Genomic DNA, 13,712 nt, shown 5'->3' on the forward strand with positions numbered 1-13,712 from the left:
CGGCCTCCGGCACCATCTGCCGGAGGCCGTACGGGCGCCCCCCTTACCTCGATGCGGTGGCCTCGATCATCTGCAGGGAGGAGTCCACCGGGCGGACGTTGTGCACGGTCAGTCCGGCGCGTTCGGCGATCCCCAGCAGCCCGGTCCGGGTGTGCTTCTGCCCCCCGATGACCAGCAGCATCCGGAGGTCCAGCGCGGAGGCGAGCCGCTGCCCGGGGCCGTCGTCCACGAAGTTCTCCACGATGACGAACCGGGCTCCCGGCGGTGCCGCCCGCACCGCGTTGCGCAGGATCAGGACCGAAGCGTCGTCGTCCACCCCCAGGATGTTCTTGAAGAGGTAGACATCGGCCTCGACGGGGATCTCCTTCAGGCAGTCGCCGGGCACCAGCCCCACCCGGTGGGCCAGTTCGCCGCCCGGGTGCAGCCGCGGGTCGGCACTGGCCACCACATCCGGAAGGTCCAGCAGAAATCCCCGCAGCGCCGGATGGCGCTCCAGCAGCGTGCCGAGGACGAGTCCCTGCCCTCCGCCGACATCGGCGATCGAACCGGCATCGGACATCGGGAGCATGTCGGCGATGGCCGCCGCGGACAGCCGGGTCTGCTGGGTCATGGCGCGGTTGAACGTCCGCGCGGACTCCGGCCATTCGGAGTGCATCTGCTCGTAGAACTTCCGGCCGTGCGCCCGGGTGAAGACCTCGCCGCCGGTGCGCACCGCCTCGCCGAGATCCCCCCACAGCGACCAGAGCCAGGGCTCGGTGCACCACAGCACCAGGTGCTTGACGCTGTTCGGGGAGTCCTCGCGGAGGGCCAGCGACTTCTCGGTGTGGACATACGAGCCGGCCGTCTGCTCCGCGAAGACACCGTAGGAGGTCAGCGACCGCAACAGCCGCCGGAGGGCTGCCGGATGCGCGCCGACCGCGGTGGCGAGCTCGTCGGCCGTCGCCGGTGTATCACCGAGGGCCTCGGGGAGGCCCAGCATCACCGCCGCGCGGACCGAAGCGGCGCATGCCGCGCTGAGCGCGTGCTCCAACAGTCCCGACACCAGGGACTCGGTCGACATCGCACCGCTCGTCATCGGGCACCGCTCCCGGGGGTGAGGCGGTGTCCGTCCTGGTCGCGGAGGAGGGTGCAGACATCGCGCAGCGCCGCCTCCGTGCGGGCGATGTCCTCGTCCGTGAGGTGGATGGAGGGTTCGAACCGGACCGAATTCCCGGCGGGGCCGACCGGAAGCACCCGTATCCGGTGCTCGCGCAGCACATAGCCCGCGATGACATACCCGAGCATGCCCGATCCGGCCTTTTCCCGCACCGGCTCGGAGGCCGCCTGGGTCTGGTCGGTGAACTCCAGCGCCAGCATGAGGCCGATGCCGTCGACGTGGGCCACGACCTCCGGGAAGTCGGCCTGCACCGAGAGAAGCATCTCCGTCAGCCTCTCCCCTCGCTCGGTGGCCACTTGGTACGCCCGGCCGCCTTCGGCCTCCAGCATGTCCAGCACCTTCAGGGCGATGGCGGCCGAGAACCCGTCCTTGGCGAAGGTCGAGCTGTGCATGACCTCGAACTCCGGGCGGAAGCGGTCCTGGTGGAAGAGCGCCACCGCGTTCTTGGCGATTCCTCCGCCGATGCTCTTGGCCAGGGTGTAGTAGTCGCCCCGCAGACCCATATGCGAACTGGCGAGAAAAGCCCCGGTCCGCCCCAACCCGCTGTGTATCTCGTCGATGATCAGCGGGCAGCCGACCGCATCGCAGACCGCCCTGATCTCCCGGGCCGCCGCCTCGGTCAGCGGCCGCATCCCGTTCGCGCCCTGGACGGGCTCCACGAAGAAGGCGCCGATGACGGGGAAGTCCCGCTCCACCACGTTCACCGCACCGTCGTCCACCTGGACGTCCAGCAGGCTCTCGCGAAGCTCCTCGACCGCCGCCTTCATCGCTTCCGGCCGGTCCGCGCGGAGAAAGCGAGTGGCAGACGCCAGCGAGGTGAAGGGCGTCCGCCAGTGCGGGTTCTGGGTGAGCTGCACACTGGCGACCAGCTTGCCGTGGAAGGCGTTCTCCAGCGCCAGATGAACCGGGCCCCGCGCGATCAGCTCGGCGTTCCGGCGCTCCACCTCCGCGACCAGGCGCTCGAACGTCTCGGCGGCCCCATCCCCCTGTTCGACCTGGGCATACGGGTTCTCGGACACCGTCGCCCGCCCCGCCGCGACCGCCTCCCGCGCCTCCTCGATACGCCGGCTGACGTCTTCCATGAGCCGCGATATCCGCGCCCGGCGCTCCAACTCCGCGTGCTTCACACAGATCTCGACGGCCTCGGCCCCGCTGTTGGCGAATATCGCCGAGTAGTCACCGTCCCCGCCCGGTACCTCTCGTCGCAGTATCGCGTTGAGTGCGGCGGCTATGTCGTTGGCGTGCGACTGGCGGGACAGCTGGACATAGACCGGGATCTGCCGGTCCAGCACGGACTTCGCATGCTCGATGATCTCCGGGTTGTTATGGCCGAAGATCAGCGAGCCGAATCCGCATACCTGGTCGAGTACCGGGACCTCCTGCCCGTCTCCATCCGTGAAGTACAGTGTGTTGCCTTGCGCTCGGGAATACTCGATCCCCAGCCCCACACTGCTCAGCCAGTCGTTCAGCAGGCGGTCCGCGAAGACGCGTTCACTGGCCGGACTGCTCATACCGTGCCTCTTTCCTGTAACCGCCGAGGAATTCTGCTGGTGTACTGCGCGGATGTTGTACTGCGCGGACCTGCCGGTACGTTTTTCGCGGTTCCCGACCTTACAGTCGCGCCTCCACCACCGGCAACGGGTCTAAATCCCCAGGCTTAGTCGGTTCGAACCTTCGTTTATGTTCGGCCTCGCCGACCCTTCCGCCCGGGTACGGTGATCCGGCGACTGAGGCGCAATCAGGGTGATCATCCTCGCCGTCCGCCACCACCGTGCGGACCGGATAGCAGAGACGGGTGGACCGGTTCATGAAACGTGACGACAGCGAGGATGAAAAGGGAAATCTGGTCACGCCCGCCGACATCCGCTATGAGAATCTGTGCCACGCCTACAACTACCGGTTCGTCGCAAAGCCGGACTATTTCCGGCTGGCCCATTCACCTCAGCAGGTCGAGGAGGCGGTCCGCGAGGCGGTGGCGGCGGGGAAGCGGATCACCGTGCGCTCGGGCGGGCACTGCGGCGAGGACTTCGTGGCGGCGCCCGATGTACAGGTAATCCTGGACCTCTCCGCCATGTCCCGGGTCGATTTCGACCCGGAGCGCAATGCCTTCGTCATCGAGGCGGGCGCTTCCGTGGGAGAGATGACCCGGACCCTCTTCCAACGCTGGGGGGTCACCCTCCCGGTCGGCTTCTGTATGGGCGTGGGCGCGGGGGGCCACATCAGCGGTGGTGGCTATGGGCCGCTGTCCCGGCTGCTGGGGCTGAGCGTCGACCATCTGTACGCGGTCGAGGTGGTGGTCGTGGACCAGGACCGGAACGTGTCGACGGTGGTGGCCACCCGTGAGGAGAGCGACCCCGACCGAGACCTCTGGTGGGCGCACACCGGTGGCGGCGGCGGGAACTTCGGCGTGATCACCCGCTACTGGATGCGCTCCCCGGAGGCGTCCGGCACCGATCCGGCCGGCCTGCTGCCCCGCCCGCCGAGCGCCCTGCGCATCGCGGAGGCAAGCTGGCCATGGCAGCAGCTCAGCGAGGCGGACTTCATCCGGCTGCTGGGCAACTTCATGGACTGGCAGCTGGCGAACAGCACGGTGGACTCGCCGAACGTCGATCTGTACGCCACCCTCAACTGCCTGCACCGCTCGGCCGGGAACATCGTCCTCCAGGCCCAGCTGCCCGCGGAGTCGCCGGACGCAGCCGCCCGGATGGCCGCGTTCCTCGACGCGCTCAACACCGGTGTCCCACCCGCCCCCTCGATCAGATTCCTGACCCTGCCCTGGATGGCCGCGAGCCGCTATCTGGCCGTCCCGGACACCGGGCCGGCGGCCATCGGACTGCGGTGCAAGGTCAAGTCGGCGGATCTGCGCGCCCCGTACGGCGCGGATCAGCTCGCCACCCTCTACCGGCATCTCACCCGGGACGACTACCGGGCCGGCTATGCGTCGGTGGAATTCATCGCCTACGGCGGCAAGGTGAACACGGTGCCCTCCGCCGCCACGGCCATACCGCGGGACGCCCTGCTCAAGATGTTCTCCATGGTCACCTGGCAGGACCCCGTCGAGGACGACCGGCAACTGCGCTGGATACGCGAGTTGTACCGAGAGCTTCATTCCTCGACGGGTGGGGTGCCGGTACCGAACGAGGTCACCACCGGCGCGTACATCAACTACGCGGATGTCGATCTGGCGGACCCGGAATGGAACACCTCCGGCGTCCCCTGGCATGCCCTGTACTACGGCGAGAACTATCCCCGGTTGCAGCAAGTGAAGGCGCGGTGGGACCCGTTGGACATCTTCCACCACGCGCTGTCCATCGCCGGTTGATTTCCCTACACCGCCCTATGGCCCTATGGAAGGAACAGTGAGTCCATGACGACCGAGGCCGACGCCCGTCGCACCGTGATCTCAGCGATCTTCGGGACACTGGCCACCCAGGCCGTCGGCGCCGCCGCGCGGCTGGAGCTGGCCGACCGTATCGGCGACGGCGAGGCCGACACCGACGAGCTCGCTCTCGCCTGCGGGATGCCCGCCGCGCAGTTGGGCAGGCTGCTGCGCGCCCTGTCCTCGCTCGGGCTGTGTGTGGAGTCCCGGCCCGGGCGGTTCGCGCTCACCGAGGCGGGAGCGCTGCTGCGCCGCGACACCCCGGCGTCGCTGCTGGCCTTCGCCGCCTTCCTCACCCATGACGTCTTCCAGCGCAACTGGCTGAACCTGGAGGAGTCGCTGGGCACCGGCCGGCCCGCGTTCGACACGCACTTCGGTGAGCCGGTGTACGACTACCTCTCGGGCAAGCCGGAGCTGGCCGCCCTGTTCCACGCGGCCATGAGCAAGCGCCATCTGCCGTTGGAGATGGCCGCGGCGATCTCCGCGGCCTACGATCTGGGCCGGTTCAGCACGGCGGTCGATGTCGGCGGTGGCGACGGCACCCTGCTCGCCGCACTCCTGGACCGGTACCCGCAGCTGACGGGCACCGTGCTGGAGACCGAGGCCGGGGTGGCGCGGGCGCGGGAGACCATCGCCGCGTCCGGGCTGTCGGAGCGGTGCCGCGCGGTGGCCGGGGACTTCTTCGCCGAAGTACCCAAGGGCGCCGACCTGTATCTCATCAAGAACGTGGTGCTCAACTGGGACGACGAACGCGCCTGGACCATTCTGCGCCGGGTCCGGGCGGCCATGCCCGTCCATGGCCGGCTGCTCATCGCCGAGCCGGTGCTGCCCGACACGGCCAGTGCGGCCTCCCTCAACCACGCGGCCCTGGAGAACCCGTATCTGACCGATCTCCATATGCTGGTGACGATCGGCGGCCGGCAGCGCACCCGGGCGGAGTACACCGCCCTCTGCGCGCGGGCGGGGCTGCGCGTCACCGAGGTGGTGCCGCTGGCCCAGGAGCTCAACGCGTCGCTGATCGAGGTGGTGCCCGACACCGCGGTCTGACACCGCGTGCAAGCCCCGGCCGGGCCGCCACCGGGCCGGGCCTGCACGTCCGCACCGAACACGAGGGGACAGTAAGGATCACTTCCGGCGGCAGTGGCTTCGACTCACCCGCCCCTGCCGCCCGCCGCCCGGCGCGCACACCGGGTGCGGGCCGGTCAGGAGGGTGTGTCCTCCCGGCGCTGGTGCTGGACCAGTCCCTGGCGCATGGCGATGACCACCGCCTCCGTACGGTCCGCGACGCCGAGCTTGTGGTAGACCATGTGCAGATGGGCCTTCACCGTCTGCTCGGTGATGTGCAGGGCACGGCCGATCCGGCGGTTGGACAGGCCCTGGGCCAGCAGATTGAGCACTTCCTTCTGGCGCCGGGTGAGCGGGAGGGGCTGCTGAGGGGTACCAGGCCGGGTGTCGCGGGCGCCGGCCTCGCCGGCGGTACAGTCCTCGGACCGCTTCAGCGGGCGGGGCGCCCCGGTGGGCGCCATCGGAGCGGGGGTGCCACGGGTGCCCCGGTGCCGCGGGGCGACCAGGTTCTTGCGTGCGCGGCGTGCGACATCGCCGAGCTCCTGCAGCAGCGCCAGCACCTCGTCGATCTGGGTGAGGGCCGCTTGGGCTTCGTCTTCATCCTGGCGTTCCGTTAACGGTATGACATTCACGCGATCGATCATCGGGTGATTCGCCTTTCGTTGGGACGACGCGGCTTCGGACTTCGATGGAGCTCCTCGCGAGGCCAATGGCGCCGCGAAGTCCGGCGATGACCCGGAGGTCAGTGGGGTGAGGGGTATCGGGTCGCTCCTTCACCGAGTGCGGTGACCGGGGCCGTCTGCAGCGGGGAGAACGCCAGGAGCAGGCCGCCGGTGACCGGATGGGTCAGCTGGGTGCACCCGACTCCGAAGACGGTCCGGACGAGCTCGGGGTTCAGTACCTCGGCGGGCGGGCCGTCCGCGACGATCCGCCCGCGGTGCAGGACGTAGAGCCGGTCGCAGTAGGCGGCGGCGAGATTGAGGTCGTGCAGCACACAGAGCGTGGCACGCCCCAGATCGCGTACCAGCTCCAGCAGTTCGAGTGCCGCGTACACATCGAGGTGGTTGGTCGGTTCATCGAGGAGGAGCAGCGGGCTCTCCTGGGCGAGCGCCCGGGCCACCAGGGCCCGCTGACGCTCGCCACCGGAGAGGGTGGAGAGCCTGCGGGTGCGGTGGTCCGCCAGGCGTACGCGCTCCAGTGCGGCGGTGATCGGCGCGTCCCCGCCTCCGGTGGTCGTCTCGAAGGCCCGGAGCCACGGTCCGCGCCCCATGGACACCACTTCCTCCACGGTGAAGTCGAAGTCCGGGGTGCTGTCCTGGGCGACGAGCGCGGCCCGCCGTGCGACCTCGCGCTGGCTGAGCGTCGTCACCTCGTCGCCGGAGAGCGCGACACTGCCGGCGAAGGGGTCGAGCGCGCGGTAGACGGTGCGCAGCAGCGAGGTCTTGCCGCTGCCGTTGGGGCCGACGAGACCGACGCGTTCGCCGTCCTCGACGGTGAGGTCGCAGTCCGCGACGACCGGGGCGGAGCCAATCCGGGCGCTGACGCCGGTCAGCCTGAGTCTCATGACGCCTCCGAGCGTCGCAGCAGCCAGAGGAAGACCGGCGCGCCGAGCACGGCGGTGACGATCCCGATGGGGAGTTCCTCGGGGCGGACGAGGATCCGGCAGAGCACGTCCACGACGACGAGGTAGATCGCGCCGACGAGCATCGCCAGGGGAAGCAGCCGGCGGTGGTCCGGGCCCACGACCAGGCGTACGAGATGGGGGACGATGAGTCCCACGAAGCCGATCCCGCCGGAGACGGCGACCAGGACGCCGGTCAGCAGGGAGGCGACGACCAGCAGGCGGATGCGGACGCGGTGCACGGCGACACCGAGCGAGAGCGCCGCGTCATCGCCGGCCGCCAGTGCGTTGAGGGTCCGGGTCTGGACCATCAGATAGCCGCCGACGACCAGCACGGCCGCCGCCGGCAGTGCCAGGTTCGACCAGGAGGACTCCGACAGCGAGCCCAGCAGCCAGAACAGCACCGAGTGCGCCGCGCTCTCGTTGCCGCTGCGGAAGATGACGAAGCTGGTGGCTCCGCTGAAGAGGTAGGAGAGGGTGACCCCGGCGAGGATCAGCCGGCTCGGGATGACCCGGCCGGCCCGGCGGGACAGTCCGAGGACCGCGATCATCGCCAGGAGCGCTCCGACGAAGGCGGCGGCCGAGGTCGAGAGGCCGGCCACCGCCGCCGAGCCGAGGGTGATGACCAGGGAGGCGGTCAGCCCGGCGCCCGCGGAGACCCCGAGCACATAGGGGTCGGCGAGCGGGTTGCGGACGGTCGCCTGCAGGGTGGTGCCGACGACGGCGAGCCCCGCGCCGACGACGGCGGCCAGCAGGACGCGCGGCAGCCGCAGGTTCCAGACGATCTGGTCGTCCATGACACCGGCGGGCGTCCCGAGGCCGGTCAGATGGTCGGCGAGGACCTTGACGACGGTCTCCAGCGGCACACTGACCGATCCCACCGACACGGCCACGCAGACCGTGACCAGGAGGAGGACGAACAGCGGCGGCGCGATGACGGAGAGGGGCGCGCGCCAGCCGCCCCGGCCGGTGGCCGGCCGGCGGACGCCCTGCGGGCGCCCGTCGACCGTGGTGGTGGTTGTTTGCTTGTGCATCGCGAGCCCTACTGGGAGCGGGTCGTGCCGGGGTGCAGGAAGCCCGCGATCTCGGTGACGCCCTGCACCGGTCTGGTGCTGCCGCGCGCCCCGGTCTTGGCCGCGTCGATGGCCAGGATCCGCTTCTTCTTGATCGCTTCGACGGTGGGGAAGGTCTTGTTCAGGTACGCGAGCGCTTCGTTCCGGCCGTCGGTGGTCGCCGTGAAGTTGTCGATGACGATGGCCTGGGGGTTGCGCGCGACGATCTGCTCGGGGCTGACCGGGGCGAACTGCCCGGGCAGGTCGGCGAAGACATTGGTCCCGCCTGCCCGGGTCAGCACATCGTGGGAGAGGCCGCCGGAGGTCACATAGAGCTGGCCGGCGACCTGGGAGAGCTCGGCCACCTTGGGCTTGGGCGCCTGGGCGGTCTTCTTACGTATGTCGTCCAGGCTGCCGTGCAGCTCGTCGGTCAGCTCCTGGGCGCGTGCCCGTACGCCGAAGATGGTGCCGAGCTGCCGGAGGTCGCCGTCGAGCGCGTCCAGCCCGGAGGTGTCCGAGCGCAGGTCAGCGGCGCAACCGCCACCGACCACATAGGTGGCGATACCCAGTTTCTTCAGTTCGGCGATGCTCGGGCTGCCCGCCTTGCCGGAGACCTTCTCGACCTGGTCGGTGATCAGGAGCTCGGGCTTGGCGGCGACCAGTGCCTCGATGCTGGGATTGCGGCTCCCGAGGCTGGGCAGGGCCGCGAGGCGTGCCTTCAGCTCGGGCGCGGGGGCGGACTCACCGCGGGTCTTGGCGACGATCCGGTCGGCCACACCGAGCCCGTCCAGGGTGTCGGCGATGGCGTCGGTGGTGATCACCACCCGCTGGGGGACGCGGTCCAGCTCGACGCTCTGTCCGCAGCTCTCGAAGGTGATCCGGCCCGCCCCGCCCTCCTGGCGCGCGTCGGTGCCGGTACGGGAGCACCCGCTCGCTCCGGCGGCCGTGAGCGCGACCAGCGCGCCGACGATGACGGCCCGGGGCCGGTTCCGGGCGTCGCGTGGTCCACGGCTTGATGACGGAGCGTCGAGGTGCGGCTGGAACATGGAGAGGGCGTTCCCTTCGGTGAAGTCCTCATGCGGCGCCGAGCGGTGAGCACATTATTGAATGAGCCTCAGTCGCCATGTTAGGTTACCCTAATGAACCGATCAACATCGCAGACTCCGGGGCTGGCAGGACCTGGCGCATTACTGCGGCTGCTGGCTCCGATCAGGCCCAAACTCGTCATCTGCGCGATCCTGTCGAGCCTGAGCGCGGCGGCGGGCATCGTGCCCTATATCGCCGTCGCCGAGATCGCGCGGCTCATGCTCGGCGACCCGGCGCGGTCGCATACCGCCATCTGGACCTGGGTCGGCATCGGTGCCGCGGGTGGCGGCCTCTGGCTGGTCCTGTTCGTGCAGTCCTCACGGGTGGGGCACTACGCCGATGCGGCGATCCTGCACGACGTACGGGTGCGGATCGTGACCCACCTCGGCAAGCTGCCGCTCGGCTGGTTCCGCGCCGCGGGCTCGGGCAAGGTCAAGCGGGCGATGACGGGTGACCTGGAGGAGATGCACGAGGTCATCGCGCACGCCCTGGGGCAGTTGGTCGGGGCGACCACCGTGATGACCGTCGCGACGGTCTATCTGCTCTTCGTCGACGTCCGTATGGCGCTGGTCGTGCTGGGCGTGCTCCTGCTGATGGGGATCTTCTTCCGGGTGTCGATGCGGTCCATGACGGCTCATATGAACCGGCTGGTCGCCGCCGACGCCCGGATCAGCGCCGCCAGTGTCGAGTACGCCGACGGGATCCAGGTGGTGAAGACCTTCGGCACCGGGGGCCGGGTGCTGCGCCGCTTCGACGACGCCGTGGACGAGCACTCCCAGGCGTTCGCGGCCTGGGTCGCCGAGGTGCGCCACAGCTCCGCGGCCTCGCGGCTGTTCGGCTCGGAGATGGCCGTGCTGACCGCCGTGGCGGCCGCCGGTCTCGCCCTGGTCGACCGCGGTTCGCTGAGCGTCGCGGACCTGGTGGCGTTCCTGGTGGTCGCCATCGGGCTGCCCAACTCCATCCTGCCCGCGGTGACCGCCGCCCAGGGCGTGCGCAAGGGCCGGATGGGCGCGGCCAACATCGAGCAGCTGCTGGCCCGTACCCCGCTGCCGGAGCCCGAGAAGCCGCAGACGCCCGGCGGCCATGGCGTCGAGTTCGACCGGGTCTCCTTCTCCTACGACGGGGTGACCAACGCCGTCGAGGGGATCAGCGCCGTCTGCCCGCAGGGCCAGGTCACCGCGATCGTGGGCCCCTCGGGCGCCGGCAAGACGACCCTCGCCAGCCTGCTGCCGCGCTTCTACGAGGTGACGGCGGGCTCGCTGAGGATCGGCGGCGTGGATGTGCGCTCGATCCCGTCCGCGAAGCTGCTGGCGTCGATGTCGCTGGTCTTCCAGGATGTCGCCCTGCTCCGGGACAGCGTGGTGGAGAACATCCGTATCGGCCGGCCCGGCGCCAGCGACGCGGAGGTACGCGAGGCGGCGCGGGCCGCACACATCCACGAGGTGATCGAGAGCCTGCCCGACGGCTACGACACCCTGCTGGACGCGGCCGGCGGCGGGCTGTCCGGTGGTGAGCGCCAGCGGCTGACCATCGCCCGGGCGATCCTGTCCGGGGCGCCGATCGTCGTCCTGGACGAGGCGACCGCCGCCCTGGACGCCGACAGCGAGTCGGCCGTCCAGGAGGCGCTGGCCAATCTGGCGGTGGGCAAGACGGTGATCGTCATCGCCCACCGGCTGCACACCATCGCGGGCGCCGCCCAGATCCTCGTCCTGGAGAACGGACGACTGGTCGAACAGGGCCGCCACGAGGAACTGCTCGCCCGCGACGGGCTGTACGCCCGGATGTGGGCCGCCCAGGAAGGGGTGCTGGCGTGATCCGCCGCTTGTACCGGCTCTGGCCGAACCCGCAGCTGCTGGCCAGGCTGTGGCTGCTCACCGCGGCGCAGGCGGTGTTGCAGGGTCTGCTGCTCGCCCTGCTCATCCCGATCCTGGACGCCGTCGTGCGCCCCGAACCGGACATCGGCGCGGCCACCACCTGGCTGGTGCTCGGCGCGGTCGGCGCGGTGCTGTACGCGGGCCTGAGCATCGTCGCCACCCCGGTGGGCTTCGCGGCGGCGGGCGCGCTCGCCGCCCAGCTGCGCCGGCGGTTGATGCACCATGTGAGCACGCTGGACCTGGGCTGGTTCACCGCCGAGCACAAGGCCCGGCTCGCCCGGGCGGTCACCGCCGACGTGGGCAGCGCCGCGCATCTGGCCGTGACCATCGGCGGCCCGGTGATCACCTCGACCCTGCTGCCCGCGACGGTCGTCATCGTGACGTTCACGGTGGACTGGCGGATGGCGCTGCTGCTGTGCGTGATCGCACTGGTCGCCTGGGTGGCCCTGCAACGCGCCGCGCGGATCGCCGAGATCACCGAGATCGAGCTGGAGCAGGCGGCTGCCGGGGTGGCCAGCCGGGCGATCGAGCTGGGCCAGGCCCAGCCGGTCCTACGTGCCGCCGGCCATGCCGAGGGCACGCCCCGGATGCGCGCCGCGCTGGAGGACCACCGCGAGACCTACCGGGACGGGATGCGCCGCGCGCGCCAGCCGTTCTTCGTCTACACCGGTGTGATCATGGCCGGGTTCGTCGCGGTGCTGGCGCTGACCGCCGAGCTGATGCTCAGCGGGCGCATCGAGGTCGCCAAGGCGATCGTGCTGCTGGTGCTGGCCGCCCGCTTCCTGGAGCCGCTGGGCAACCTCATCGAGCTGATCGGTGCCCTGCGCGCGCTGCGGAACCAGATCGCGCGCATCGAGGACATGCTGTCCACCCCCACGCTGCCGGTTCCGGCCGAGCCGGTGCGCCGGATCGCCGAGGCCGACGTCGAGTTCTCGGACGTCACCTTCACCTACCCCGGCACCGACACCCCCGCCCTCAAGGACGTCTCCCTGCGCTGCCGCGCGGGCACCACCACCGCCCTGGTCGGACCGTCGGGATCCGGGAAGACCACGGTGACCCGGCTCATCGCCCGGTTCTTCGACATCGACTCGGGTGAGCTGCGCGTCGGCGGTGCCGATGTGCGCGAACTCGACCCGGGCACCCTGCTGGACGAGATCGCCATCGTCTTCCAGGACGTCTACCTCTTCGACGACACCATCGAGGACAACCTGCGCCTGGCGCGCCCCGAGGCGACCTGGGAGGAGCTGACGGAGGCGGCCACCGCGGCCCGGCTGGACGAGGTGATCGAGCGGCTGCCCGCCGGCTGGCAGACCCGGGTAGGAGAGGGCGGCGCCCAGCTGTCGGGCGGCGAACGCCAGCGCGTCGCCATCGCCCGGGCGATGCTCAAGCGGGCGCGTATCGTCCTGGTGGACGAGGCCAGCTCCGCGCTCGACCCGGAGAACGAGGCCGCGATCACCCGGGCCATCGCCAACCTGGGCGCCGACCCCGACCGTACGGTGATCGTGATCGCCCACCGCCCCGCCACCCTGGCCGCCGCGGACCATGTGGTCGCGCTCGACGCGGGCCGGGTCGTGGAGAGCGGCACCCGGGAGGAACTGCTGCGCACCGGTGGGGTGTTCGCGCGCCTCAGCTCCCAGTACGAGCGGGCACGTCAGTGGCGTATCGCCGATGTGAGCCGCTGACCGGCGCCCCGCGCCACCCCGCTGCCGGCGATCCGAACCCAGGGTCGCCGGCAGCGGGGCATCACCTCTCGGTACGCAGATAGCGGTGGGCGAGATCGGTGATGTCGGCGATCAGCTCATCGGCCAGCCGGTCGATGTCCTCGGCCTCGTGGTGCAGCAGCGTATGGGTGGCGCCGTACCAGGCGCTGTAGATCAGGTTCGCCGCCATGGCCGGGTTCGGGGCGTCCGCCGGCGGGTCGGGACGCTCGGTGATCAGTCGCCGGAACGCCTCCACATGCGCGTTCTCGGTGGTGACCTGCATCTCCGTCTTGGCGTTGATCGGCGTGTGGCCGTACAGCACATCGTGCAGTTCGGCGTGCTCCACATAGACCCGGACCGCATCGCTGAGCCAGGCGTCCACCCGTCCGACCCAGTCGTCGGCGGGCAGCTTCTGCACCGCCGCGTGCTGCCGCTCGACCAGCCGCTCGTTGAAGCGGGCCTGTACCGCCGCCATGAGGTCGCGCTTGGAGCCGAAGTGCAGGTAGAAGGTGCCGATCGCGACACCCGCCAGCTCGGTGATCTCGTCGATCCGGGCGGCGTCGATGCCCCGCTCGGCGAACACCTTCTCGGCCGCGTCCAGAAGGTCGGCGCGCCGCTCCTCGGCGGGTTTGGTTCGCGGGCGGCCCGGGGTGGATCGGCGCACACTCATTCCACCGATTCTACGGGTCGGGCGGGGGCGAGGTGCCACAGGGGTGGCCCGCCCGCGCCACCCCGGCCGCTCCCCGGCTGAGGCGCGCAGGCCGGTCGCCGGCGCGAGG

11 protein-coding genes are annotated in these 13,712 nt (G+C 70.5%); 4 read left to right on the top strand and 7 right to left on the bottom strand.

Annotated features, from left to right (window positions below; translation table 11 throughout):
• Window positions 1-43 precede the first annotated feature (43 nt).
• Together ABZ945_RS17785 and ABZ945_RS17790 are read right to left on the bottom strand one after the other, a co-directional pair.
• Window positions 44-1,060: a methyltransferase gene (locus ABZ945_RS17785; protein ID WP_361270001.1), complete on the bottom strand. Its 1,017-nt coding sequence runs from the start codon at window positions 1,058-1,060 to the stop codon at window positions 44-46.
• Between the two features lie 11 nt (window positions 1,061-1,071).
• Window positions 1,072-2,667 (bottom strand): aminotransferase class III-fold pyridoxal phosphate-dependent enzyme, encoded by a 1,596-nt coding sequence (locus ABZ945_RS17790; protein ID WP_361270003.1) that lies wholly within the window; start codon window positions 2,665-2,667, stop codon window positions 1,072-1,074.
• Between the two features lie 296 nt (window positions 2,668-2,963).
• On the opposite strand from ABZ945_RS17790, the gene ABZ945_RS17795 reads away from it, so the two are divergent.
• Together ABZ945_RS17795 and ABZ945_RS17800 are read left to right on the top strand one after the other, a co-directional pair.
• On the top strand, window positions 2,964-4,478 hold the full coding sequence (locus ABZ945_RS17795) for an FAD-binding protein (RefSeq protein WP_361270006.1): 1,515 nt from the start codon (window positions 2,964-2,966) through the stop codon (window positions 4,476-4,478).
• Between the two features lie 45 nt (window positions 4,479-4,523).
• Entirely contained in the window at window positions 4,524-5,582 is a 1,059-nt protein-coding gene (locus tag ABZ945_RS17800) for a methyltransferase (RefSeq protein WP_361270008.1), read from the top strand.
• A 155-nt stretch (window positions 5,583-5,737) separates the two neighbouring features.
• Here the strand turns inward: ABZ945_RS17800 and ABZ945_RS17805 are convergent, their stop codons facing one another.
• From ABZ945_RS17805 to ABZ945_RS17820, 4 genes are all read right to left on the bottom strand, one after another.
• Complete coding sequence (locus ABZ945_RS17805) at window positions 5,738-6,232, bottom strand: response regulator transcription factor (protein WP_361270011.1); 495 nt, start codon at window positions 6,230-6,232, stop codon at window positions 5,738-5,740.
• Between the two features lie 110 nt (window positions 6,233-6,342).
• Complete coding sequence (locus tag ABZ945_RS17810; protein ID WP_361270014.1) at window positions 6,343-7,164, bottom strand: ABC transporter ATP-binding protein; 822 nt, start codon at window positions 7,162-7,164, stop codon at window positions 6,343-6,345.
• Window positions 7,161-8,255, bottom strand: a complete 1,095-nt coding sequence (locus ABZ945_RS17815) for an iron ABC transporter permease (RefSeq protein WP_361270016.1) — start codon at window positions 8,253-8,255, stop codon at window positions 7,161-7,163. The genes ABZ945_RS17810 and ABZ945_RS17815 overlap by 4 nt, the downstream gene beginning before the upstream one ends.
• Before the next feature lie 8 nt (window positions 8,256-8,263).
• Window positions 8,264-9,319, bottom strand: coding sequence for an ABC transporter substrate-binding protein (locus tag ABZ945_RS17820; RefSeq protein WP_361270019.1), 1,056 nt, complete (start codon window positions 9,317-9,319; stop codon window positions 8,264-8,266).
• Between the two features lie 93 nt (window positions 9,320-9,412).
• Here ABZ945_RS17820 and ABZ945_RS17825 point away from each other — a divergent pair, with 93 nt between their 5' ends.
• Both ABZ945_RS17825 and ABZ945_RS17830 read left to right on the top strand, forming a co-directional pair.
• A complete protein-coding gene (locus tag ABZ945_RS17825) occupies window positions 9,413-11,173 on the top strand; it encodes an ABC transporter ATP-binding protein (protein ID WP_361270022.1) in 1,761 nt (586 codons plus the stop codon).
• Window positions 11,170-12,915 (top strand): ABC transporter ATP-binding protein, encoded by a 1,746-nt coding sequence (locus ABZ945_RS17830; RefSeq protein ID WP_361270024.1) that lies wholly within the window; start codon window positions 11,170-11,172, stop codon window positions 12,913-12,915. The genes ABZ945_RS17825 and ABZ945_RS17830 overlap by 4 nt, the downstream gene beginning before the upstream one ends.
• Window positions 12,916-12,976: 61 nt before the next feature.
• Here the strand turns inward: ABZ945_RS17830 and ABZ945_RS17835 are convergent, their stop codons facing one another.
• Entirely contained in the window at window positions 12,977-13,603 is a 627-nt protein-coding gene (locus ABZ945_RS17835; RefSeq protein ID WP_361270027.1) for a TetR/AcrR family transcriptional regulator, read from the bottom strand.
• Window positions 13,604-13,712 lie beyond the last annotated feature (109 nt).

Origin of the sequence: Streptomyces sp. NPDC046887, assembly GCF_040644755.1 — a bacterium.
In the GTDB taxonomy this organism is placed as follows: Bacteria; Actinomycetota; Actinomycetes; order Streptomycetales; family Streptomycetaceae; genus Streptomyces; species Streptomyces lichenis.

What these genes read in the sequence shown, in the direction of transcription:
- ABZ945_RS17785 (WP_361270001.1), bottom strand. Translation starts at nt 1,060, where the DNA reads ATGTCGACCGAGTCCCTGGTGTCGGGACTGTTGGAGCACGCGCTCAGC.
- ABZ945_RS17790 (WP_361270003.1), bottom strand. Translation starts at nt 2,667, where the DNA reads ATGAGCAGTCCGGCCAGTGAACGCGTCTTCGCGGACCGCCTGCTGAAC.
- ABZ945_RS17795 (WP_361270006.1), top strand. Translation starts at nt 2,964, where the DNA reads ATGAAACGTGACGACAGCGAGGATGAAAAGGGAAATCTGGTCACGCCC.
- ABZ945_RS17800 (WP_361270008.1), top strand. Translation starts at nt 4,524, where the DNA reads ATGACGACCGAGGCCGACGCCCGTCGCACCGTGATCTCAGCGATCTTC.
- ABZ945_RS17810 (WP_361270014.1), bottom strand. Translation starts at nt 7,164, where the DNA reads ATGAGACTCAGGCTGACCGGCGTCAGCGCCCGGATTGGCTCCGCCCCG.
- ABZ945_RS17815 (WP_361270016.1), bottom strand. Translation starts at nt 8,255, where the DNA reads ATGCACAAGCAAACAACCACCACCACGGTCGACGGGCGCCCGCAGGGC.
- ABZ945_RS17820 (WP_361270019.1), bottom strand. Translation starts at nt 9,319, where the DNA reads ATGTTCCAGCCGCACCTCGACGCTCCGTCATCAAGCCGTGGACCACGC.
- ABZ945_RS17825 (WP_361270022.1), top strand. Translation starts at nt 9,413, where the DNA reads ATGAACCGATCAACATCGCAGACTCCGGGGCTGGCAGGACCTGGCGCA.
- ABZ945_RS17835 (WP_361270027.1), bottom strand. Translation starts at nt 13,603, where the DNA reads ATGAGTGTGCGCCGATCCACCCCGGGCCGCCCGCGAACCAAACCCGCC.